Origin of the sequence: Saccharibacter sp. EH611 (assembly GCF_009834765.1) — a bacterium.
GTDB lineage: Bacteria > Pseudomonadota > Alphaproteobacteria > Acetobacterales > Acetobacteraceae > Saccharibacter.
Window position 1 is genome coordinate 42323 of the sequence record NZ_WVHP01000024.1, and the last position, 22374, is coordinate 64696.

The following is a 22374-nucleotide window of genomic DNA, read 5'->3' on the forward strand; positions in this document are numbered from 1 at the left end:
AACGCCGTTCTTGCGCTGGGTCTTCTTTATCTTATGGTAACAAGAAGAGCTTGATGCGCACCTTCCTGACCTTATCAACCACATTGTGCCTGCTTAACCTCTGCTGTCCTGCGCGTGCTGATACAAAACGGGATCACTCCCCCCATACACAGCGCTCCGCTCCCCCACACGGGGTAGAACATCTCGTCGCTCATGGTTCACAACAAGCGGCTAGTGGTGGCGGACTGATCCGCCCTCAACATGGCAGCCAAGCACGCAGTGTGGTGGATCGGGCCTATATGGATATTCAACCCCCGGGTGCAACGGCCTTCCAACTTGCATCTATGTTACCCGGTGCCAATGTCGCCACCTCTGATCCATTTGGAATCTCTCCCCAAACGAATCTGAGCGTCCGTGGCCTTAATGGCGATGCGCTGGGCTATGTCCTAGAAGGCATGCCTCTTAATGACATCGCCTATTATGGCGGCTATCCTAGCCAATTTGCCGATACAGAAAATTATAGCGAAGTCGGCCTCCAACAAGGCTCTGCAGACTTAAACAGCCCTGTACTGAATGCAGCAGGCGGGCTGATGTCGCTCCACTTCCTTGATCCTTCCTTCAAACCCGGCGGGATGGCCTCTTTCTCCTACGGATCCTATAATATGCGACGCGGTTTCCTCCGACTAGAAACCGGAGAGATCGGGCATACCGGTGTGCGCGCTTTTGCGTCTTACTCCAACAGCCATACCGATAATTGGCGAGGAGCCGGCCATGATGACCGCCAACATGTGGACTTCAAATTCCTCAAAGAATGGGGACAAGAAAACCGCATGAGCTTCTTGGGGTCATGGAACCGCGCAATCACCAGCTATTACCCCCATGCCACACTGGATCAATGGCACAGCTCCGGCATCCATATCAATCAAGCCAAAAGATACGACCCTAATAATGCGGCTCAAGGAACTGATTATTGGAAGCTTTGGCGCGACCCTGAAGAAACATTCTATATCGGTGCACCAATGCATTTCAGGCTATCGCATCATTTTTCCTTTGATCTAACACCTTACGCTCAAAGTGCTTATGGGAACTTCCCATCCGGCTCCACACTGGGCACAACAGGAAATTATCTCGGCACCCAGCCGGTCAATGAAACACTCAACCTCCCCGGTGCACAAAACGGAAACGCCCCCATACGGTGGGATTCCAACCAACGCAGCTATCGTTCAGGTTTTAACGCTGCACTTCATGCCCGATATGGGTGGAATGATATCGTCCTCGGCTATTGGTATGACTATACAGACGATAATGAACAACAACCTTTTACGACCGTACAAAGCAACGGATATTCTGGTAATATTTGGGCCGATAAAAGCCGTGATCGTGTTCTTCTCCAAGATGGGCAGCGGTTACTCGCTGGCAGCTTCCATACTATGTCGCAGGTTAATGCGCTCTTTCTTGGCGACCATATCTCTCTCTTTAAAGACCGCCTCACCTTTGATCTCGGCTTTAAAGAAATCATGCTCTCCCGCTGGGGCACGAATGCCCTCCCTGGCCCGCAGCATAACGTAACCTCCAACAGCGCAGAGCCTCTTCCTCGCTTTGGCATGCGGTGGTCCATTACCCCGCGTGATCAACTCTTCCTCAATGCAACCACCAATTTCCGAGCACCCGCCGTAACGGCGTATTACGACACTTTTGCGCTTACATCACCTGATCGCGCAGGGATTGGAACCAGCAATCTTAAAAACGAATATTCCATCTCCGAAGAAATTGGCTATCGCCGCACAGGAGAATGGATCACAGGAAGTGTGACATTCTTTAACTATAACTTTACCAACCGACAGGTAACCACCCAAAACAGTACGGGCACGATGTCCTACTCCGTCAATGCAGGCGGCCAAACCTCACGCGGGGTGGATGCCGAGATCGGCACACGCCCATGGCACCATATCAGCCCTTATGTCTCTTTTGAGTATCTCCACGCGACGATTGATAACAATCTTCCCTCCAATGGGGATGTCCTCCCCACAAAAGGCAAAACAGCCGTGCGTAGTCCGCACGTGCAAGCCGCTATGGGGTTGCGTTATGATGACGGCCGCCTCTTTGGCATGATCACGGCTCATTACACAGGTAAACAATACGCGACTTTCATGAACGACGAACGCATGCCCTCTTACACAACAGCCGATCTTTCTATGGGGTATCGTTTCTCGAATGTCAGTATTCTCAATAAACCAACAATGCGCCTGAACTTCCTCAACATCACCAATCAGCACTATCTTTCCGGGGTTAGCTCCACACAATTCAATGCCCACACAACCCGCGGCATTCATGGAAGCAGCATCGCCGGAACAAGCCCCAATTATTATATTGGCGGTGGGTTTGCGGTGCTTTTTACGGCTTCAACAGGATTCTAACACCATGTCCATCGCGCTCGGTATTGATGAAAGCCATAAAGTCAGCGACTGGCCCCCTTTGCAAGAACACGACATTCGTCATGTTCTCAAAGGGTTTGGCCTCTCCCCAGCTGCTCATCGTCCGATCAGCTGGCAAAGTGAGCGCCCATTTTCCTCAGCAGGGATTATTCGCTTAGACGACGGCTATGAAGTCTTTATCAAACGTCATGATTACCGCCTTCGCCCTGCGGATAGTTTGACTGACGAGCACCGCTTTATCGAGCATCTCTTAGCGGAAGGCCTTCCCGTTTGCGCCCCGCTACGCGACCATCAACAGCTTAGCACCCTCATTGCCGGCAATGGCGTTTTTGAAGTCTTTCCCCTTCTAAAAGGAGACGACCTCTATCACACCACACGTTCGTGGGAGCCTTACCATAACATCCAACATGCCGCTTCTGCCGGCGCAATGCTGGCACGCCTCCACCAAGCCAGTAGCCATTACCATGCCCCATCGCGTTCGCCATGCTTACTCACCTCATGTATGGAGCCGCTCCTACACGAAGACCTTGGTGAAAGCCTTCGTCACTGGGTACTCACCCAGCCTGGCCTTTCCGCCCATCTCCCTGCAAACTGGCTGGATGAGCTACTTCCACTCGTCACGCCCTTCCACCAGCACTTTCTCTCCCTACGCGACTGCATGACACCGCTATGGGGCCATGGTGATTGGCACGGCTCAAACCTCACATGGCATCGAGACCACGTGTATGGCATTTTTGATTTCGGGATGAGCAATTTAAGCTGCGCAGAATTCGATCTTGCAGTCGCGCTTGAGCGTAGCTTTATCCGTTGGATGGCACCGAATTCTTCCCACCCAATCGCGTATGAACAAATCGAACATTTCCTAGACGCGTATAATCACCATTGCCCACGCACAGCCGCACGCAATGCATTGGTCGCGTCGCTCTTACCACTCTGCCACATTACCTTCGCACTCTCAGAGATCGCCTATTACGGGTATTTACTGGGTGACCAAGCCCATGCAGACATTGCCTATCATGGCTATCTCCTCGGCCATGCACGCTGGTTCCATAGCTCCGCCGGGCAAGGGTTGCTTTACGCATTAGCCCCTTATGCCTAATGAGATCGAAACACTCTCTGCAGTTCTAAGCGCTATCGGCGTCGGCCTCACGGCCCGTCGCTCTCTCTGGAGCTGGCCGGTCTCACTCATCGCGACGCTCCTCTATAGCTGGGTCTTTTGGCAGGCTCGCCTTTATGCCGATGTCGCCCTGCAAGGCGTCTTCTGCCTTGGCATTGGATATGGATGGTTTCTGTGGGCACGAGACCGCCGCACAGTAGCCCTAACCCCCACCAACCATACGGAAACTCTTCCAGCACGGCCTTTATCTATCCGCATGGCGCTCATTGGCGCAGGCCTCAGCATCCTACTCGCTTGGGGCTGGAGCGTTGCTCTGCAACAGTGGAGCGATGATCCCACGCCGGTCTTAGATGCCTCCCTGAGCAGCGCGAGCTTACTTGCCCAACTTTGGACAGCACGACGCCACCGCGCAAGCTGGCTGCTCTGGGCTGTGATTGATCTCGTCTATACAGGGCTGTTTATAACACGCGCTCTTTACCCGACCGCGCTTCTCTATGGCTTTTTTATCGCCCTCGCCCTTTATGGCTACGCGACATGGCGCCCCCGTCAGAATGCCGCCTAACATCAGCGTTAATGCTGAATAAGGCGGTCAATTTCATCTGGCGTTAAACGTTGAACACGGGTCGCCTTACCACGACGGTCATAATAAACGATAGCGCCCCCACGACGTTCAGCAAACCCATCAGGTTCCCCACCTTTTGTGCGGAAGAGGAGGCGCCCATGCTCCGGCTCCTCCACCATTTTGTCTCCTCGCGGCACAAAATGAAACATGCTGAAATCTGCCGCTGCATGAGGCAAAGAAGACGAGCGATAGAGCTGATGCATGCTCGGCTGTTTATGCTGATCACCATCATCGGCCCATGCGGCTCCAATCGTGCTCAACACCGCTATACCGCCTAACAGTGCGTGCCTCATACACCGCATGGGTTCTCTCCCTCTTACTTCGTGCCAGCCGATGCTGACGGTTTAACACTGGCACGCGTCCAACCACCGCCTAACGCTCGATAAAGCGTTACGATATTCTGGAACCGCGCAGCCTGAACGACAATATGCGACTGTTGCGCTGCATAAAGCTGACGTTCCTGCTCTAAGGTCGTCAAATAACTATCAATTCCTGCATGATAGCGCATCTGGGCCAAATCGTAAGCCTGCTGTGCCTCCGCCACATAGCGCCTCATAGACGCTTCTTGATCACGGTACGTTTCACGGGCTGTCAACGCATCAGCAACCTCGCGAAAAGCGTTCTGAATAGCCTTCTGATACTGCGCAGCGGCTTTGGCCAGTTGAGCATGAGCAGAACGCAAATTCCCCTGATTTTGCCCCCATGTCAGCAAAGGAATACTGATATTAGGCGATACCCCCCACGTCTCTGCCATGCTGGTAAAGACCTTACGGAACATCAACGCACTCGTTCCCTCATTCGCCGTTAAGGTAATCCGCGGCATAAAGGCAGCACGCGCCGACCCAATGGAAGCATTGGCCCCTTTGAGGGTATGTTCTGCAGCCTCAATATCAGGACGTTGAGCCAGCAGATCAAACGGCAATCCTTCAGGAAGGTCTGTCATCATGGTCTGCGCGCCCATCGGAGCCGGCGGAGGCAGGTCGTTCGGCAAAGGTTTACCAACGAGCAGCTGAATCCCATGGGCATCGTCAGCTACGGCCCGTGTCAAACGCGCAATATCGGCTTCCGCCTCATCACGTTGCGCACTCACTTGTGCCAAGGTCAGCGCGTCAACTTGATGATGGTCGTAGGACAGCTTCGTGAGCGCCCAAGTGCGCTGCCGCGTTTCGTACGTCCGTTGTGCCAGTGCTAAAAGCTGACGGTCAGAGAGCCATTGAATATAGGTCTCTGCCACCTGCGACACAGTGGTAATCCATAGATTCCGGAGATTGCTTACCGCATTAAGCGTCTGCTCTTTTTGCGTGCGTGACAAGTTCCGCACACGTTGCCACAGATCAATCTCGTATGACGAGAACCCAATGGAGGTTTGATAGAAACGCAGCGTAGAGATATTACGTCCTGAACCCGGCGCAAAGGAGAACCCCGCCGTTTTAGAAGGCGCTACGTACTGCGCAGCCCCCCCTACCCCAATAGTAGGGAAGAGTGCCGCATTTTGGACTTGATACTGGCCACGCTGATCCACAACCGTCGCGAGTTGGGCCGCTAAATCACGGTTATTGTCTAACGTCAGCTCAATGAGCTTTTTAAGGCGCGGATCAGTAAAGAAGTCTTCCCATCCGAGGTCAGACGCAGGACGCGGTGCAGCCTTTCCGCTGGCATAACTATCCTTTGGATAAGCTGCAGACACCTCCGACGATGGGCGATGATAGGTTGGCGACATATTGCACGCCGACGCAAGCAATAAGGATGACAGCCCTAATCCTGTAACGAAACGGCGCATTAATGACCTCCCTCTTCGGCCTTCATCTGTTTAAGAGCGGCTTCCTCAGCTGCACGACGCTCGCTCAAGCGCTGAACCTTGAAGAGACGCAGTACCACCACAAAGAAGAGCGGAACGAAGTACACCGCCAACAGCGTTGCCGACACCATGCCGCCAACCACACAGGTACCGATCGCCACACGCGCCGCTGAACCTGCCCCTGTTGCTACAGCCAACGGGAATACCCCGCAGACAAAAGCAATTGAGGTCATCAAAATAGGGCGCAGTCGTTCACGCGCTGCTTTAAGCACGGAGTCTTCCAAGCTATCACCTCCTTCATAGAAGGCTTTCGCAAACTCCACGATCAGAATGGCGTTCTTCACTGACAAACCAACCGTCGTCAGCAACCCAACTTGGAAGTACACATCATTCGCCAGATCACGTCCCAAGGTTGCCAAAATAGCGCCAAGAACCCCCAATGGCAGCACGAGCAGCACAGAAATCGGGATCGCCCAGCTTTCATACAAAGCCGCCAAGCAGAAAAGGATCACAATCGTTGCCAACGCATAGAGCGGCCCAGTCGATGAACCAGAAGCCCGTTGCTCGTAAGAAATACCTGTCCATTCATGGCCAATGCCCGCAGGCAACGTCTTACTCATAAGCCGTTCCATCTCAGCCATCGCCGCACCGGAGCTCACACCAGAAGCGGGAAGACCCTGCAACTCAAAAGAGTTTAACCCATTATAGTTTTCCACTTTTTGAGGGCCGACGATCCAATGGCCTGAAACAAATACGTTAAAGGGCACCATACCGCCTGTGTTATTGCGCACATACCACCGTTTCAGGTCTTCTGGGCGCATACGGCTCGCGCTATCACCTTGGATATACACCTGCTTTACACGGTCACTCCGTGTAAATTGGTTCACATAGATCGATCCAAGGGCCCCTTGGATCGTGTTATTGATCGCATCATTGGAGATCCCCAACGCATTGGCTTTCTCCCGATCGATATCCAGCACATATTGCGGCGCATCCTCAATCCCCATTGGGCGAACAGCAACCAAAAGAAGGTCTTTCCCAGCCGCAGCTAGCAACTTATTACGCGCTGCCAGCAAAGCCTGATGGCCAAGATGGGCGTTATCTTCAAGTTCAACGTCAAAGCCCGTCCCGTTGCCGAGTTCCATCACAGGAGGAGGGTTAACCGCAAAGATCTGCGCATCTGGGTCTCCCCAAAAATGCTTCATAATCCCGTTAGCAATCGTCATAGACGACCGCGCAGAACCCGGGCGTTCATCCCACGGTTTCAAGCGGATAAAGAACGCACCAGCACTTTGCCCTTGTCCCGCAAAACTAAACCCATTGGCACTAAAGACGGATTCCACGTCCTTAGGATACGTCGCGAGAATATAATCCGAAATTTTACGATTAACCGCGGCTGTCTGCTGTTGCGTTGCCCCTGAAGGCATTGTGATTTGCCCAAAGATAATTCCCTGATCTTCATCAGGCAAAAATCCACCGGGGACACGACCAAAAAAGAAAACCGTTACAACCGTAATAATGAGAAAAGCCACCATCCCGATCCAACGGAAATGGACCAAACGCTTGACCCCTCCCACGTAACGGTCGGTTAGACGATCAAACCAATAATTAAACCATCGCGCTGGCTTAAATGTTACCTCACCATGAAGTGGTTTGAGCATGGTCGCACACAAGGCTGGCGTCATCACCATTGCCACCAACACAGAGAGCCACATAGCCGCAACAACTGTGATGGAGAACTGGCGATAAATAACCCCTGTGGACCCGTTAAACGCCGCCATCGGCAAAAACACGGCACTCAAAACCAACACAATCCCCACCAGAGCGCCCGAAATCTCATCCATAGAGACACGAGCCGCTTCCTTAGGCGGTAGTTTCTTCTCACTCATGACACGCTCGACATTTTCCACCACCACGATGGCGTCATCGACGAGCAACCCAACAGCAAGCACCATCGCCAACATCGTGAGCGTGTTCACCGTATAGCCAAGGGCTGACAAAATCCCGAATGTCCCCAGCAACACCACCGGCACCGCAATCGTCGGAATCAAGGTCGCGCGGAAATTCTGCAAGAAAATCAGCATCACGACGAAAACCAGCGCGATCGCTTCAACCAGCGTCTCGATCACTTCGCTAATGGAATGCGTAATGAAGGGCTCGGTATCCAGCGGGTAACGTACTTGCAACCCAGGCGGGAAAAACTGCTCAAGCTGTGACAACCGTTCACGCACGGCTTTTTCGGTTGTCATCTGGTTTGCCCCTGGCGCCAATTTAAGCGCCATCGCCGCAGCAGGCTTGCCGTTATATTCAGCATCTAAGCTGTAATTCTGCGCCCCAAGCTCCACATTGCCGATGTCGCGCATCCGCACCTGGCTACCGTCTTGCTGCACTTTAAGCAGCATGGAGGCAAATTGCTCAGGCGAGTTCAAGCGTGTCGGCCCAATGATGTTCGCGTCAAACCCGACGCCTTTGCGCGCAGGAAGACCGCCCAGCTCACCAGAAGCAACCTGAATATTTTGCGCCTGAACCGCCTGCTGAACATCCGCAACTGTCAAGCCATATTGATACAGCTTATCGGGATTCATCCAAATACGCAGCGCATATTCAGACCCAAAGATTTGATGATCCCCCACCCCAGATACACGTGACAGCGGATCGGACACATTGGAGGACACGTAGTCAGCAATATCCTGACCACTCATGCTGCCATCGGTAGAGATAAAGGCCAAAACCATCATAAAGTTACGGGAGGCTTTGGTCACACTCAGCCCCTGCGCTGTCACTTCAGGCGGCAAACGTGGCTGAGCAAGCTGCAATTTATTTTGCACCTGCACCTGAGCAATATCGGGATTCGTCCCTTGCTCAAAGGTCAGGTCAATTTCCATATGCCCATTCCCGTAGGATTGAGCCGACAGATATTCCAAATGATCCAACCCGGACATCTGCTGCAAAATAGGCCGCACAACCGTGTTGTTGACCGTATCAGCCGATGCACCGGGATCATCCACAGAAATGGCCACCATCGGGGGGGCAATACTAGGATATTGGGCAACCGGCATACGGAAGATGGCCAAGCCACCGACCAGCATGATGATCAGCCCCACCACCCAAGCAAAAACCGGGCGGTCGATAAAGAAACGCGATAATGACATCGTGCTTTACTCCACCACACTTTGCTCAGCACTGATCTCATGCGGAGAGACCACCGCATCAGGATGTACTTTCTGAAGACCTTTGACGATCACGCGCTCCCCATCGCTCAACCCAGACATCACCTGCCATGAAGAACCAACTGTGCGACCGATCGTTATAGAACGGAGATGCACTTTATTATCTTGGTCAACGACCATCACATAAGGATCGCTCTTAGAATTACGCTGCACAGCAACTTGTGGCACGAGCAAACCGTGCGGATCCACACCCTCATGCACATGGGCATGGACGAACATGCCCGGCAACAAAAGACGGTCTGCATTAGGCATGACTGCACGCATAACCAGCGTTCCCGTTGCAGGATCCACCGTGACTTCAGAAAGCGCTAAACGCCCTGTTTGTCCATAAGATGACCCATCAGGCAGTTCGAGCGACACAGCCGCATCATTCCCTTGGCGTTCAATACGCCCTTGGGCGAGCTCACGACGCAGCCTGATCATATCTTCAGAGGCCAAGTTCACATCGACATAAATCGGGTCTAGCCGCGTTACGACAGCGATCGGCATGCTCTGATTAGCCGTCACCAACGTCCCTTCCGTATAGAGCGTGCGCCCAATACGCCCATCAATAGGGGCTTTTACATGGGTATAGTTGAGGTTCACCGCAGCACTTTCCAACGCCGCTTTGCCCTGCATCACCTGTGCTTGTGCCTGTCGCGTGGTCGCGAGAAGATTATCGTAATCCTGCTGGCTCACCGCGCGCGCCTGCACCAGCTCACGATAGCGTTTGAGCTGCTGCTCAGCACGTTGAGCACTCGCCTGCGCCTCCATCAAACGCCCCTTTGCTTGATCATAGGCCGCTTGGAATGGCGCGATATAGATCTGGTAAAGCGATTGACCTGCCTTAACGTCCGCTCCCTCTTCAAACGACCGTGAGACAATCACACCACTGACTTGGGGGCGAATCTGCGCTTGTTCATACGCTTCCACACGTCCAGGAAGGGACGTCTCCATCGTCACACTTTGGGTATGCAGGCGATATACCTCAACTTTTTGAGGCGGTGCCTTCGCTGGGGGAGCCTTTTTCTGGCAACCACTCAATAAGATGGTCCCACTCAAAAAAGCAGCTGTTCCACAACGTAACAGCCAAGAAGAACGGGCTAACATCGGTGAAGAAGAGACAAAAACAGACATGGGGCGTGCCGCAGCTCTTTAGAAAATGATTAAGGGATAGAAGGCATTTCTGTAACATTACCTTCTTGAGGACTGGAAACTAATCAGTTTCCACGTTAAAGGTCAATCTCGTTTTATAGCCAGTAGGGGGACTTCCGTGCCTTTGTCGCCTAAACGCAACAGAGTATTATCGTCTGACAGTAAGGCGGACGCACCGTCACCAACGTCGGACACCCGTTGCTGTTCGGATGACGACCGCCGCACGCGCATTCTTGATACAGCCTGCAAGCTCATCCAATCCCAAGGGTATCAACATACCACCATGGACAAAATCGCCTGTCATGCTGGCATGTCTAAGAAGACCGTATATCTCGTCTTCCCGTCCAAACGTGTTTTAATGGAACAACTTCTCCTTGAACGGCTTTTTACACCACTTTCCATCGAGCCTAGCTCAGAAGAAAACATTGAGGCACAACTCATGGCCCTGGTTCTACAGATGTCTAAACAACTGTTAGACGAGAAATGCCTTGGCTTGTTACGCGCCATTATTGGGGAAGCCACGCGCTCTCCAATGATTGCACAGCTTATGGAAGACATGTTTCACCTCTCAGGGCGTAAATTTGATACGCAACAATGGCTCATCTCCCAAAAAGAACGCGGGGTTCTACAATTTGAGGATGCGCAGGACGCGACCGACCATCTTTTCGGCCTGACATTAGGGGCGCCTATGCTCTCCCGTCTGACCTATTGCTCTCCTCCTCGTACAGACGAGCAGCTTCACCGTTTCCTTCGAGAAGGCGTGCGAATCTTTTTAGATGGGTGCCGCCCCCATAGACAATAAACGAAAAGCCATATTACTAGGGCATTTATCTTTACTCTTTTATGAAAGGACGCTCTCAAAACACTTCATCATTGGCAAAAATTGACAGCTATCGTATATACGCCATACGCTAGGAACATACCTGCCAAGATAGGAGCGAAGAGGTCCTCTTTTTAAACCGTAGAAAGAGACCATTCCGTGACACCTTCCCTCAGGATCGCTTTATGACCATATCACCTGATGATCAGGAAACCCTGCAAGAACGTGCCGTCGATGACGGTCATCACCGCGTGAGTAACGAAGGGTACCAGAAAGACCTTAGTCAACGTCATGTGCAGATGATTGCCATTGGTGGAGCCATCGGTACGGGGCTCTTCTTAGGGGCGGGCTCACGACTACAAATTGCGGGGCCTTCACTCGCGATTAGCTATGCTATCTGTGGTCTCTGCGCTTTTATGATCCTCCGCGCGATGGGGGAACTGGTTATGTATCGCCCCAGTAGTGGGAGCTTTGTGACCTACGCACGTGAATTTTTGGGGGAGGGCGCCGCCTACGCTGCCGGTTGGTTCTTCTTCCTTAACTGGGCCATGACCGGGATTGTCGATATCACCGCCATTGCACTGTACATCCATTATTGGCCCGTTTTTGGCGGGGTTCCACAATGGATTCTCGCCCTCGGGGCTCTTATTGTTGTCGGAGCTGTCAACCTGACAGGGGTTCGTTATTTTGGCGAGATCGAGTTCTGGTTCTCTCTGATTAAAGTCCTCACTCTTGTGATATTCCTTGCCGTTGGTGGCTTTGTGCTCTTCAGCGGCACGCATGTCGGCGGTTATACACCGGGCCTGCACCTCATCACGCAGTCTGGCGGGATTTTCCCCCATGGCATGGTCGCCTCACTGATGCTCATCCAAGGTGTGGTTTTCGCCTATGCCGCAACAGAGCTCATTGGTGTGGCAGCAGGTGAGTGCCATGACGCAAAAAGTGTTGTACCACGTGCCATTAATAGCGTCATTTGGCGTATTATACTCTTCTATGTCGGGTCTATCGTACTGCTCGTCTTAGTGCTCCCATGGTCTTCCTACCATGGAGGGGAAAGTCCTTTCGTCACCTTCTTTAGTCGGCTCGGCCTTCCGGGTGCTGATAGCATTATGAACTTTGTGGTGCTGACAGCAGCTCTATCCAGCCTTAATTCCGGCCTGTACTCCACAGGACGCATCCTTCGCGCCCTCTCTCTTGGGGGATCAGCCCCTGGTGCGATGAGCAAAATGAATCGCCATGCTGTGCCCTATGTTGCCATTGGGACAACCTTAGTGATCTACCTCATCGGTGTCCTGCTGAACTATTTCTACCCAACACAGGTCTTTGAAATCGTCCTCAGCATTTCCTCCCTCGGCATTTTGGGCACATGGGCCTGTATCGTCATGTGTCAACTCAAGCTGCACAAAGCGATCCGCCTCGGTAAAATTGCCCCAACAGGTTTTGCCATGCCATTCGCTCCTTATTCAGGCTGGCTAACGCTCGCGTTCCTCGCGCTCGTCCTAGTCATGATGGCGTTTGACTATCCTTCTGGTACGATTTCAGTGGCCTGCATTCCATTACTTGCCCTGATCTTCTTTGCTGGTTGGTTCCTCCTCAAGCGCGCAGGCAAACAACCCGGCACAGTATCCGACGAAAAATAACGCACAAAAAACCCCCGGAGGAATAAAGCCTCCGGGGGTTTTTCTTACCTACCATTCTCAAATAATTGCTGGCTTACTCAGGCGGCGGCCCTTGCTGGGACTTACGAACACCACCGCGAGGGCGTAAAGTCGGCAGATTATCGCCTGTTACCGCGTAAAAAACACGCTCTGCAATATTAGTGGCATGGTCGCCAATACGCTCCAGATTTTTCGCGATAAACAACAATTCTGTGCAGGAGCGAATCGTGCGTGGGTCTTCCATCATATACGTGATCAGCTCACGGAAAAGCGTCAGATAATGCTCATCAACACCGCGATCGGCGTGCCACACTTCCATAGCCTGATGAGGGTCATGATTCACCACAGCTTCAACCGTGCGATGAAGATTTTCCCGCACCAAACGCCCCATACTCCGCAACCCAGAGAGAGAGACTTTCCCCTCTTCTGACGCTACCTTCATTGCACGACGTGCAATCGAGGCGGCATAATCACCCATACGCTCCAGATCGCCCGTAATTTTAAGAGCAGAGACAATCTCACGCAGGTCAGGCCCCATCGGGCTCCGCAACGCCAAAAGGCGAATACCCAACCCTTCGACCTCACGCTCCAGCTCATCAACCTCCGGGTCACGGCGCGCCGCCTCATCGGCTGCTTCTTCATCATGTTTAGCGATCGCATCAAGAGCAAGCCCCACTTGCTCTTCCACAATCTGGCCCATCTGCGCCATCATCGCACGCAGCTGGTCAAGTTCTTGTTCATAGCTTTTAACAATGTGAGATCGTTCTTGTGTCATAGCGCTTATCCAAACCTACCTGTAATATAGTCTTGCGTTTGTTTCTGGCGAGGGTTGGTAAAGATACGATCCGCTGTATCCACCTCTATCAACCCTCCCATATAAAAGAACGCGACACGGTCAGCACAACGCGCAGCCTGCTGCATGTTGTGTGTGACAATCGCAATGGTGAACTCTTCTTTGAGCTCATCCAGCAGCTCTTCAATACGCGCTGTCGAGATAGGATCCAGCGCTGAGGTTGGCTCATCAAGCAAGATCACTTCTGGGCGTGTGGCAATACTCCGGGCAATGCACAGCCTTTGCTGCTGCCCCCCCGAAAGACCAGAAGCAGGAGCCTTCAAACGGTCTCGTACCTCGCTCCATAAAGCCACACGCGTCAATACATCTTGCACACGCTCGTCCATCTCGGCACGGCTGAGGCGCTCATGCAAACGCACGCCAAAGGCGATGTTATCATAGATAGACATGGGGAATGGTGTTGGCTTTTGAAAGACCATCCCAATCCGAGCACGAAGCACGTCCAGCCCTACCGTGTTTTCAAGGATATTCACCCCATCAAACATCACCTCACCCGTCGCGCGTTGCCCTGGGTAAAGATCATACATTCGGTTAAAAATACGCAAGAGGGTCGATTTTCCACAACCGCTTGGGCCAATCATCGCTGTGACTTGGCGAGCAGGGAAATCCATCGTGATGTCATGCAAAGCATGATGATCGCCGTAATAGAAATTGAGGTCTTTGACCGCAAGAGCCGCCTCCCCCCCAGAATCGGCAACATCCTCAGCTAACGTTGTCGGACCACGGTTCATAGTCGTCTATCCTCTGGTTCAGCGGCGGGCAGAAAGCCGCACGATAATATTAATCATCAAAACGCCACATGTGATGAGGAGCGCACCAGCCCAAGCGAGCTGCACCCAATCATCATAAGACGCCCCGGCATATTGGTAGATCGCAACCGGCAAACTCGCCATCGGCTTATCAAGCCGTAATGACCATGTCTGGTTACCAAGCGATGTAAAGAGCAAAGGGGCTGTCTCCCCCCCCATACGCGCAACAGCCAGCAAAATACCTGTCAGCACCCCTTGCCGTGCCGAACGTAAGCAAAGCGACAAAATAACGCGCCAACGCGGGGCACCAAGAGCCGCTCCGGCTTCACGCATCGACGTGGGCACCAAGCGCAACATATCCTCGGTCGTACGCACGATAACAGGCACAGCCAACACAGCCAGCGCCACCGCTCCTGCAAAGCCAGAGAAATGCCCCCACGGAGCCACCACGAGCTGATAGATAAACAGCCCGATCAAAATCGACGGGGCAGACATCAGAACATCCGAGACAAAACGAACCACTGAGGCAAAATGATTATGCTTACCGCCATATTCTGAAAGATAAATCCCGCAGAAAAGCCCAAGCGGTGCTGCCATCGCCAAAGCGAGGCCTGTCTGAATGATACTGCCCAAAATCGCATTACCCAGCCCTCCTCCAGAACCAGGAGGCCCCATGGAATGGGTTATAGTCGCCCAAGATATGCCCGCCAGACCGCGACTGAGAAGAGTCCATAAAATGGACAAAAGGACAAGAACTAAAAGAGTTCCAGCTGCAATACTGGCTCCAGTCGCTATGCGGTCAAGAATTTGTCGCCGGCGAGCCCGCCCACCTTGATGCCAACGCTGCTTGGCGGCCCGTGCCATCTGTTGAGCAGTCTCGCTCATTGACGTCTCCCCCGTAGGCAACGCGCTACCACAAGGCTCGCGCAAGATAAAAGCATGAGCGTAAAGCCCAATGCCATTAATGATGACAAACGTAGCGACCCAGCTGGACTTTCAGGAAATTGCAGCGCGATTAAGGAAGCCACCGTGCTTCGAGGAGCAAAAAGCGACCATCCAACAGAAGTGACATTGCCGATCACAAAGGTCACAGCCATCGTCTCCCCCAATGCACGGCCCATACCCAAAACAATCGCTCCGATCATCCCGTTACGAGACCATGGAGCAATGATTTTCCGCATCACTTCCCAGCGTGTCGCCCCAAGCCCATACGCACTCTCACGCAGCATAGGGGGTACTGCGCCAAACACATCACACATCACAGCTGTAATAAAAGGAGCAATCATAACCGCTAAGACAATGCCAGACGTCATCACTCCCGTCCCAATCGGTGGGCCTTTTAACAACGGCCCCAAAATAAATGCATGGCGAAAGTGATGATTAACAAAGGGTTGCACATAACGCGCAACCAACGGCACAATGGTGAAAAATCCCCACATACCGAAGATAATGGATGGCACAGCCGCCAAAAGTTGCACCGCCGTTCCTATAACCGCCGCCAAACGCGCTGAGGCAATATTGGTCAGCCAAAAAGCCGTTCCAAACGCCAGAGGGATAGCCAAAAGCAAAGCAATAACCGTGCTCAACACGGTACCGAGTAAGGGTGCCAAAGCCCCGTAACGATCTTTAACAGGATTCCAGGATGACTGGTCAAAAAAACTCAGACCAAATGTGGTCAGCGCTTTCCATCCCCCTGTTGCCATAAGAACAATAAGCCCCCCCAAAATGAGGAGCACCAATAGAGCACTTGCCCAAAAGAGAGCATGAAAGAGAACATCCAGACCGAGCTGGCGTTTGGAAGATCGTGGCACAGGCGCCATACTCATGGTTCGGAACCCTGTCGTTGCAACAGCCTACAGGCGCCCTCAAACGGGGCGCCAACGCTCAAGGCTTAACCTATCCCTTAAGTGGAGAACAAGCGTCGCTCATACCTTGCCACAAAAGTTTCGTGATTTTACACAGTGCCGTAACGAGAAAGACACAAGAAAAGCATCTTTATTGCGCTAGACTAGTGGCTTGCTTATCGCCATACCACACATAAACGGGCCACCTTGTTGATTGTAGGAGTCATGCGTGTCGCAACAGCTAGCCTCACCGTCGAGTGCCTTTCAAGGGCATGTGGATCATTTTACAAATGGGACTATTCGCGGTTGGGCCCTTAACTTGCGCGATATAGACCATCCCGTACGCGTACATGTCCTCATTGACCAACAAGAGGTAATGCAAGTCTTATGCGACGCCCCGCGTGAAGATGTACGTGAAGCACTCAATCTTCCCATCAACACGCTTGGCTTTGAATTTTGTCTACCGAAAAATGTGTTTGACGGCCATCCGCATTCTATCGGTTTACGCTTTCCAGATCGATCAGTTCTCCCGCTTCCCAATATTGATCACAACGACATTCTAAGTGAAACAGTCACATTCCCTGGCTCTATTCGGCCAGAGATACACAGCTTCGTTGATGGGGTAAAAGATGATGTTCTACGGGGATGGATTATTCATAGACCTTCCCCTTACGACGATTGGATGGGCGGCCTCATAGTCTCAGCAACAGCGGACGGTGTCAGTCTCGGCTCTGCACGAGCCGACCAGTACCGCTCAGATGTTGCGGAAGCGCTAGGTTGTGACCCCAATTGTGGCTTTGAAATTCTTCTTCCACGCCGCCTTTATGATCAACATCCGCACCAGTTCTCTGTGATTTCAGAACCGGATAAAGTCCCTCTTGAAGGCAGTCCTTTTACCACCTCTCTCGTCCATGATACCCTTGAAAGCCGCCTCATTGCGTTAGAAAGTACCATTGACCAACTCTACCGCGACTTAACGTCTGTACGACGAGAGGTGAGCAGTCTCATTCCACGACGTGCGCCCAACCTTCAGCGTTATAACAGCTGGGCCCATCGTTATTATACTCTCCTAGCCGATAAGGTCGCCACGCAACGACGTGCACACCCCCTCCCTAAGAGCGCGCCACTCGTTACCATTCTCTGCCCGACCTACCGACCTGACACCCATGATTTCCGAACTGCTATCGCCTCTGTCGTCGCTCAGACCTACCAAAATTGGGAACTGATCCTCATCGACGACGGCAGTAGCTGTAAGCAAACAGCCGCTACTATCAAAGAACTCACCACCAGCGACTCACGCATCCGCGCTGTTACACTGAAAAAGAATCAGGGCATTTCCGAAGCAACCAATGCAGGCATCCGTGCGGCTAAAGGGGCATATATCGCCTTTTTTGACCATGACGATGTTCTCGTCCCTGTTGCCCTAGAAGTCATGATCCGCGAAGCCCTCAAAAGCCAAGCTAAGTTGCTCTATTGCGATGAAGATAAAATTGATGCAGCAGGTCATTTTTTAGAACCAAACTTTAAACCTGCATTCGATTATCGTTATCTGCTCGGCTGCAATTATATCTGCCACCTGACCATCATTGCCGCAGAAACCGTCAAAAAGGTCGGTTTCCTGAACACCCAATATGATGGCGCTCAAGATCACGACTACATGCTCCGCTGCACGGAAATCTTAGACGCATCCGAGATTGTGCATGTCCCGGCTATTCTTTACCATTGGCGCAAAACACCGAATTCGACGGCTGCCCGCATTAGCAATAAAACCTACGCTGTCAAAGCCGGCGTTGATTGTGTTCAGGCTCATCTCACACGGATGCAGCGCCGCGCTAAAGTCCACTCGATCAACAACCTGACCCTTTACGACGTTGAATGGACGAATCGACGCCGCCCTTCTATTAGTATTATTATTCCCTTCCGCGATCAGGTCGAGATGACGCGACGCTGTGTCGATTCTCTATTAACTCACGCCAATTATCGCAATCTGCATATCTGCCTTGTGGATAATTTCTCTGTTGAAGACGAGACTCATCTCTTTCTAAAAGAAATCAGCTCCGACCCGCGCGTTTCTGTTCTGCGTATTGAGGAACCCTTTAACTTCTCCCGCCTCAATAACCTTGCGGCACAGCAGTGTAAGAGTGATTTTCTCTTCTTCCTCAATAACGACGTCTTTATTTCCCAAGAAAACTTCTTAACAAAGATGGTGGCAGAAGCACTCGCGATCCCCAATGTTGGGGCTGTTTCACCTCGTCTTCTCTACCCAAACGAAACCATTCAACATGCTGGTGTTGCTGTTGGCCCTGACGTTATTGGTGTGCATGTCCACCGTGCTCAACCCCATGATGCCTATGGGTATGTTGGCCGCCTCTGCCTAAGCCACGAAGTAACGGCCGTCACCGCAGCCGCTATGCTTGTACGCCGCTCATTGTTTGAAGAACTGGGCGGCTTCGATGAAGAATCATTAAAAATCGCCTATAATGATGTCGATTTGTGCCTCAAGATTCGCCAAGCTGGCTTTAAAATCATCTATTGTGCGGGTGCGCAGGCCGAACACCATGAAAGTTTTTCACGCGGAACGGATAATAAACCCGAGAATGAGCCTCGCTTTTTCCAAGAAACCCAAACCATGTTGGAGAGATGGAAAGAGTTCCCCCTCTTTAAAAATGATCCCACATACCCACATTATTTCAGGAAAGACCACCAGACCTTCTTTGATCTTCATGATCCTGAAAAACTCTGGTAGTATCCGATTACTAGGTAATCACCCCTCATGAAGAGGATTAAGGAGAGACCTTTATGTCTAAGATTAATCACTACGCAACGCAAAACAACACGGCAGATAACACCAAGCATGTCTCTATTGAGACCCTGAATGCACGTCTGGCTGATTTGATCGACCTTGCGCTGATCACCAAACAAGCTCATTGGAACCTCAAAGGGGCTGGCTTTATCGGTGTTCATGAAATGCTTGATGGCTTCCGTAGCGAAATTGATGGCCATGTTGATACAGCCGCAGAGCGCGCTGTCCAGCTGGGCGGTACGGCTCTTGGCACCTCTCAGAATGTTGCAGAACAAACAACATTCCCAGCTTATCCAACCGATATCTATGACGTGTTGGATCATGTGAAAGCTCTGGCCGAGCGCTTTGCAACGGTTGCTAACCGCGTGCGTGAAGCGATTAAGACCACAGCTGAAGCGGGCGATGATGATACAGCTGATATCTTCACCGAAATTTCCCGTGGGCTCGATAAGAACCTATGGTTCCTTGAAGCGCATACACAGGATGTTGCTGGCCCTAAAAAATAAGAGCAACTGCCTCTGTTCTATAAAAAAGGGGGATGCGACTATTAATGTCGCATCCCCCTTTTTTCGTCCTTTCTTTCCTTTAAAGAGAAAGAGCGAGGTGTTCACGCGCAAAATAAAACGGATCCTCACGAAGCACATCGGCAACACGCCGCCCATCAGGCAAAACATCATCTGTTTCTGGTGTGTAATCCGCTAAACCATCATCTGCTGCTTGCGCTTGATCAGCCTCTTGATGTCCTCCCTCGCCTTGTGAAGAGGTAGGACGTGCACGTGACAATCCTTCAAGCACGAACTTTACAAACTGGCGGTATTCTTCTTCCACCAATGGGCCAGGCGTCTCCCCGCGCTGACGCTGCACCACCCAGCCACGCGTCACTTCCTCAAGACTGCCCCACTCACCATCAGCTGTGCCAAGAGCGCGTTGGGTCAATGTTTCAATGCTTGCGCGTGCAAGCATATCCAACTCCTCTGAGGTCAATCTCTGCGGAGGTGTTGACGTTGATTTTTTAACGACCCAACCGTCAACCAAAGCCCGCAATGCGGGAAGAATTTCAACAGACATTAAACACCCCTCTCATCATCACCAGCTCCCTTATACCAGAGCTTTATGAACCTGATGGACATTATCATCAATCAGCTTCTCATACTGGTGTAGATAATCTTTTAAATCGAACTGAGCACACGCCTGACGCCGCGCTTTCCGTCCAAATCTTTGCGCTAAGGCACGATCTTCCAAAAGCTCTAGCACACCATCTGCAATCTGCTCAGGCTCTAAAAAAGGCACCAAACGCCCATTCTCGCCATCCGTGAGAAATTCACGCACAGGCGCTGTATCGCTCGCAACAAGCGGACAACCAACAGCCATTGCCTCTCGTAGCGACCATGACAACACGAACGGATAGGTCAAATAAACATGCGCGTTTGAACGCTGCAAGATGCGTATCAAATCCTCATGGCTCTGCCATCCCACAAAATGAATGCGCTCTAAGTCGAGCTGCCCTTTCAGCTCACGCAGCATAGCATCTTGCCAACTACCGCCACCAGGAGGGTGTTGGCCATAGCTGATCCCATTCCCACCAACGACAATAATGCGCGCATCCGGACGAGCTGTTAAAATACGTGGGAGAGCCCGCATAAAACTATGGAAACCACGATAAGGCTCCATATCTCGTGCCGCGTACGTCACCAACGTTTCATAGGGCTGCACACGAACATCTCCAACTTGCAGCACACGCTCTCGTGCCGTTTTATCTGGACGACATCGCGCTAAATCAACCCCTTCATGCAAGAGAGAAAGCTTTGACTGTGCCCAGTCAGGGTATGTCCCTTTTTGGAACAGGGTCGGCGTTTGGCCTACTCCGGGAAGCGTCAACGCCTGAAGATTAATGGCATTTTTACAACGCACCAATAAAGGAGCAAGATCTGTCAGCGGGAACTCAGGATCAAACCCAACATCCAGCCCTTCAACATGATAATAAAATTCAAAATACCCTAAGACCGGCACATTCGGAAAAACATCACCAATATTAAGAAGCTCACCCCACCCATGATGGCCAATGATAATATCGGGCACATAGCCAAGAGCTTTTAAAGACTGCGCCACACGCGCCACTGCTTCTGCCCGACGCACAGCATGATCCAACTCACGCACAGCAGGATGAACCGATGAAGAAGGCAAAGAAGGCGGCGCATACAATACACGCCGCACCCCTGCTATTTCCTGAGCCTGGCTGGCTGTAATAAAGACAATCTCATGACCACCTTGCTTCACAAGATGATGTAATAGATGCACATATTGCGCGGGAAAACTTTGATGAACGAAAAGATACCGCACAAGCCCTACTGACGACGCGTACGCCGCTTATCTGTCTTACGCACGGTTGAAGACGACGCTTTGCGAGACGAACTCTCTTTTTTAGAGGCCTTTTCCTCGGTGTCTCCTTCCACTGGTATCAACTCCAAACGAAACCCTTCAAGAGGTGCCAAGCTTTCCGCCTCAAGAGCATCCTCTGCCCCATCCACAGGCCCCAGACGCGTTCCATCTGTAAAAGAAGCACTCAAACGCAGCGACCAATGCTCCGCCTTTTCACCTTTTAAGCGAACACGAAGCCCTAAAATAGGCAAAGACATCCCACGAGAACCACAGAACTTTCCCCCTTCAACCCAAGGAGAAAGCCATCCACGCCCCAATACGGCCTGATACTCGACATCATCAGTTTTCAGCGGGCCTGTTGTATTGACTGAAAAGCCTTCAATCCATAACTGGCTCCCCGGTGTACCCACCCAGTCTCCAAGCTGACCATTGACATCACCTTGCCGCTGGATATGAGCTGTAACATCACCAACAACCGCTTTATCAGCCGGCGTACCTGCAGCAAGCTCTGTTGCTTCAACACCCTCTCTCACGCCTCCTTCAGCACGACTATCAATCAGTCGCATGACTTGAAGACGAGACCCTTCTTGCTCACTTCCAAGCTCTTGGTAGGTCGTCACCATCACACCAGACGGGCCTTGATGAACACGCACTAAAGCAGCGCCATTCATGCTTCCCATCCAGCCATCTGTCTCAAACGTGCTCACCTCAACTACGTCAGGAGACACTCCAGGAGCGCGGGTAATGCGCACACCCGGCAAACCAGAACGACCCGGTGGTTTTTGCCCCGGGGCATGGAACACACAATAGACCCCGGCATCAAGCATCATGACATGCGCACCCGCCTTCAGATCTACTACGCGGTTCTCTCCCTGTTCCTGCTCTGTGTCGGGCATTGTGCCTCCCTGTTTTACGAGATCGTTTCTGCTTCCGTAAGGGCGCACACCCACTAA

General features: G+C 52.0%; 18 protein-coding genes. 7 read left to right on the forward strand and 11 right to left on the reverse strand.

Annotation, left to right across the window (positions count from 1 at the left end):
* Positions 1 to 53 precede the first annotated feature (53 nt).
* The 3 genes from GS535_RS09320 to pnuC are packed head-to-tail and all read left to right on the forward strand — an operon-like array spanning position 54 to position 4093.
* Positions 54 to 2396 (forward strand): TonB-dependent receptor, encoded by a 2343-nt coding sequence (locus tag GS535_RS09320; RefSeq protein WP_160792437.1) that lies wholly within the window; start codon positions 54 to 56, stop codon positions 2394 to 2396.
* A gap of 4 nt (positions 2397 to 2400) precedes the next feature.
* Positions 2401 to 3513 (forward strand): phosphotransferase enzyme family protein, encoded by a 1113-nt coding sequence (locus tag GS535_RS09325; RefSeq protein ID WP_160792438.1) that lies wholly within the window; start codon positions 2401 to 2403, stop codon positions 3511 to 3513.
* Positions 3506 to 4093, forward strand: coding sequence for a nicotinamide riboside transporter PnuC (pnuC, locus tag GS535_RS09330; RefSeq protein WP_160792439.1), 588 nt, complete (start codon positions 3506 to 3508; stop codon positions 4091 to 4093). The genes GS535_RS09325 and pnuC overlap by 8 nt, the downstream gene beginning before the upstream one ends.
* An 8-nt stretch (positions 4094 to 4101) precedes the next feature.
* Here the strand turns inward: pnuC and GS535_RS09335 are convergent, their stop codons facing one another.
* From GS535_RS09335 to GS535_RS09350, 4 genes are read right to left on the reverse strand one after another with little or no spacing between them, the layout of a single operon-like run.
* Positions 4102 to 4446: a hypothetical protein gene (locus tag GS535_RS09335; RefSeq protein WP_160792440.1), complete on the reverse strand. Its 345-nt coding sequence runs from the start codon at positions 4444 to 4446 to the stop codon at positions 4102 to 4104.
* Positions 4447 to 4469: 23 nt separating this feature from the next.
* Entirely contained in the window at positions 4470 to 5933 is a 1464-nt protein-coding gene (locus tag GS535_RS09340) for an efflux transporter outer membrane subunit (protein ID WP_160792441.1), read from the reverse strand.
* Positions 5933 to 9103 carry an efflux RND transporter permease subunit gene (locus tag GS535_RS09345; protein WP_160792442.1) on the reverse strand — a complete coding sequence of 1057 codons (3171 nt, stop codon included), beginning with the start codon at positions 9101 to 9103 and terminating at the stop codon, positions 5933 to 5935. Before GS535_RS09345 ends, GS535_RS09340 begins: the two co-directional genes overlap by 1 nt.
* Positions 9104 to 9109: 6 nt before the next feature.
* The gene (locus tag GS535_RS09350) at positions 9110 to 10270 is read right to left on the reverse strand and encodes an efflux RND transporter periplasmic adaptor subunit (RefSeq protein WP_160792472.1); all 1161 of its coding nucleotides are present in this window, start codon (positions 10268 to 10270) and stop codon (positions 9110 to 9112) included.
* A gap of 163 nt (positions 10271 to 10433) precedes the next feature.
* Between GS535_RS09350 and GS535_RS09355 the strand changes: the two genes are divergently transcribed.
* Together GS535_RS09355 and GS535_RS09360 are read left to right on the forward strand one after the other, a co-directional pair.
* Complete coding sequence (locus GS535_RS09355) at positions 10434 to 11117, forward strand: TetR/AcrR family transcriptional regulator (protein ID WP_160792443.1); 684 nt, start codon at positions 10434 to 10436, stop codon at positions 11115 to 11117.
* 203 nt (positions 11118 to 11320) lie between these two features.
* On the forward strand, positions 11321 to 12775 hold the full coding sequence (locus GS535_RS09360) for an amino acid permease (RefSeq protein WP_160792444.1): 1455 nt from the start codon (positions 11321 to 11323) through the stop codon (positions 12773 to 12775).
* A 73-nt stretch (positions 12776 to 12848) separates the two neighbouring features.
* On the opposite strand, the gene phoU is transcribed toward GS535_RS09360, so the two are convergent.
* Genes phoU through pstC form a run of 4 tightly spaced genes read right to left on the reverse strand, consistent with a single transcriptional unit; the run spans position 12849 to position 16221 of the window.
* Positions 12849 to 13568, reverse strand: a complete 720-nt coding sequence (phoU, locus tag GS535_RS09365; protein WP_160792445.1) for a phosphate signaling complex protein PhoU — start codon at positions 13566 to 13568, stop codon at positions 12849 to 12851.
* 5 nt (positions 13569 to 13573) lie between these two features.
* Positions 13574 to 14377 (reverse strand): phosphate ABC transporter ATP-binding protein PstB, encoded by an 804-nt coding sequence (pstB, locus tag GS535_RS09370; RefSeq protein WP_160792446.1) that lies wholly within the window; start codon positions 14375 to 14377, stop codon positions 13574 to 13576.
* An 18-nt stretch (positions 14378 to 14395) separates the two neighbouring features.
* Positions 14396 to 15259 (reverse strand): phosphate ABC transporter permease PstA, encoded by an 864-nt coding sequence (gene pstA, locus GS535_RS09375; RefSeq protein ID WP_160792473.1) that lies wholly within the window; start codon positions 15257 to 15259, stop codon positions 14396 to 14398.
* A gap of 17 nt (positions 15260 to 15276) precedes the next feature.
* Positions 15277 to 16221 (reverse strand): phosphate ABC transporter permease subunit PstC, encoded by a 945-nt coding sequence (pstC, locus tag GS535_RS09380; RefSeq protein WP_160792447.1) that lies wholly within the window; start codon positions 16219 to 16221, stop codon positions 15277 to 15279.
* Positions 16222 to 16468: 247 nt separating this feature from the next.
* On the opposite strand from pstC, the gene GS535_RS09385 reads away from it, so the two are divergent.
* On the forward strand, positions 16469 to 18985 hold the full coding sequence (locus GS535_RS09385) for a glycosyltransferase family 2 protein (protein ID WP_160792448.1): 2517 nt from the start codon (positions 16469 to 16471) through the stop codon (positions 18983 to 18985).
* Between the two features lie 53 nt (positions 18986 to 19038).
* On the forward strand, positions 19039 to 19548 hold the full coding sequence (dps, locus tag GS535_RS09390; protein WP_160792449.1) for a DNA starvation/stationary phase protection protein Dps: 510 nt from the start codon (positions 19039 to 19041) through the stop codon (positions 19546 to 19548).
* Between the two features lie 79 nt (positions 19549 to 19627).
* On the opposite strand, the gene GS535_RS09395 is transcribed toward dps, so the two are convergent.
* Genes GS535_RS09395 through GS535_RS09405 form a run of 3 tightly spaced genes read right to left on the reverse strand, consistent with a single transcriptional unit; the run spans position 19628 to position 22317 of the window.
* Complete coding sequence (locus GS535_RS09395; protein WP_202401640.1) at positions 19628 to 20110, reverse strand: hypothetical protein; 483 nt, start codon at positions 20108 to 20110, stop codon at positions 19628 to 19630.
* A gap of 30 nt (positions 20111 to 20140) precedes the next feature.
* Positions 20141 to 21382, reverse strand: coding sequence for a glycosyltransferase family 4 protein (locus tag GS535_RS09400; protein ID WP_160792450.1), 1242 nt, complete (start codon positions 21380 to 21382; stop codon positions 20141 to 20143).
* 5 nt (positions 21383 to 21387) lie between these two features.
* Positions 21388 to 22317: a hypothetical protein gene (locus tag GS535_RS09405; RefSeq protein WP_160792451.1), complete on the reverse strand. Its 930-nt coding sequence runs from the start codon at positions 22315 to 22317 to the stop codon at positions 21388 to 21390.
* Positions 22318 to 22374: the final 57 nt, after the last annotated feature.